The organism is Rhizobium sp. P1_E6, assembly GCF_056405875.1.
The window spans coordinates 1-2,313 of the sequence record NZ_JBFUBG010000229.1 but is presented as its reverse complement, the minus strand read 5'-3'; the positions used below and the strand labels follow the sequence as shown (position 1 = coordinate 2,313).

At 59.6% G+C, this 2,313-nt stretch carries 1 protein-coding gene; it reads left to right on the top strand.

What is annotated here, in order from left to right:
• Positions 1–129: 129 nt before the first annotated feature.
• Positions 130–2,313, top strand: a 2,184-nt coding sequence (locus AC1D35_RS35640) for a toxin TcdB middle/N-terminal domain-containing protein (protein ID WP_477942676.1), incomplete at its 3' end; no start/stop codon positions are given.

Sequence of the window (2,313 nt, the reverse complement as noted above, 5' to 3'; positions counted from 1 at the left end):
GTCAATGGCAATGGTAGGCAAGGGGTGTTCTATGCCGGCGCTACCCCGTACATCTCGCGTGTTGTAAACGGTGCCTGGGCAAACGTGGCGTTCGGCGCTAATTGTGCGTCTGGCTGCGTCGTAGGAGATGTGAACGGCGACGGTGCGAGCGACGTCGTTCGTTCCTATCCTAATGGCTCGGGCTACCTAGTCGACATCTGGCTGTCCGCCGGCAGCAGCTACGTCAATCTCGTCAACGGTCTGCCGCTGACAGGCGCACCCGTGCTGCGCGACATGGACAATGACGGCGAGATGGAACTGGTGACCTCGACTTCCGCGACAACTTCGACTTATCGCAGCATGTGGGCCTACAGCCTTCAGACTGGGACCGCCGGCACCACAGCGCAGCCCTTCGGACAGACCTTCACGGGATCTGCGATATCGGGTGACTTCAACGGTGACGGACTGCCCGACTTCTCCAGTTCCGCCTCGACCGTCAGTGTATCGAATGCCGGCACCGGCAATCCCAATCTGCTGCGGTCTGTGACGCTTGAAACGGGCGGGACGGTTTCGGTCGACTACACGCCGTCGACGCGGTTCCCCGTCGCCTACCTGCCCTTCGTCATGCATCCGGCGACACGGGTGACCGTCAATGACGGCCGTGGCGCAGTCGCTACCACCGACTATTCCTACGACCGCGGATTTTACGACACGACGGATCGCAAGTTCCTTGGCTTCCGCGTCGTCACTGCAACCATGCCGGCGGTGCCAGGCGAGACGTCACGTCCGAGAGTGGATACCGCCTATCGGCTGGACCGGGCAAGCTACGGGCTGCCGGAGACGATCGTCTGGAGGGATGGTGCGGGTAACGCCAAGAAGATGATCTCGGAGACCTATGAGGTCAATGTCAGCTCCGAGCCCTATTGGGCTAAAAACACCGCGACAGAGACGACGCTCTACAATCCCTATGCGCTGACCCAGCGCACCGAGCGRGTKTTYGAYGCCTAYCACAACGTCACSGAACTGAAGGAATACGGCCGCAAGGATGTCGCCGGCGACGAGCGCTGGACGASCTAYASCTATGCCCCGAACACGACGAAGTTCATCACGTCGCTGCCGACGGCCATCGGCGTGCGCTCTGGTGGCTTCGATGCCGCCACGGCAACGACACTGAAGTATGAGCGCTATGTCTATGACGGTGGCAGCGACTACACGGCCTCACCGGTCCAGGGCAATCTGACGCAAAAACTCGCCTATGCGGCGGTCGTCGCGCCACAGAGATGGGTGACGAGTACCTATACCTATGACGCCTATGGCAACCGGATCTCGGAGACGGACGGTGCCAAAAACCGCACCGAATGGGATTACGATCCAACCTACCATCTCTATCCGGTCACGGAGCGCAGCCCCAAATACTTCGCCAATGGCGGCCAGCCGGCAGACCCCCGCTTCGTGTCGACGACGGCCTATGATCCCGTCTGCGGCCTGCCGTCGACCAAGACCGATCCGAACGGCATCGTCGAGACGTTCACCTATGACGCCTATTGCCGCCCCAGCGGCTATACGCATTCGGGATCCGGGAACTACATCAACACCCGCTATGCGAACGAGGGCAATCCGGCGCTGCAGGCGGTCGTCGTCTCAAAGCCGCTGACGTCTGGCACCGGCGAGAGCTACACGTGCACCTATTATGATGGGCTTGGCCGCCCGTGGCGGGTGGAGACCTCGGGCGATACGGCAACCGGCCCTGCCCGCATCACCGACACGATCTATGATGCCCGCAGTAATGTGCTTCAAACATCGATCGTGCGCTTTGCCGGTGAAACGGCGCAGTGGACGGTCAACAGCTACGACGCGCTCGACCGGATTACGAAGAGCGTCAATCCCGACAGTACCTACAAGACATACGACTATTACACATATATTGATCCAGTTCCTGGTACCGATAACATCGATGTCTTTTACGTGGATTTTGGTGACGAACAGCAACATCATCGTACTTTGAACTACAATGTGTGGGAGAATGTCATCGTTGCAGGAGAGCAGCGCGATGGCAGATTTGTTTTCCGCTACAGCGCGACTTTTGATGCGCTCGGCCATCTGAAACAGGTTGTTGATCCAAGTGGAGCGACCTGGACCTATACCTACGACCTGCTCGGCAACCGTCTGACGGCGAGTGATCCTGACCTTGGGAATTGGTCTTACGCTTATGATGATGCGAACCGGCTCGTCTCGCAGGTCGACGCCCGTGGTGCGGTCACCTTCCTGACCTACGACCAGATGGGCCGCGTGACGCAGAAGTCGGTGCAGGCGCCCGGTTCATCGACCCAGGTC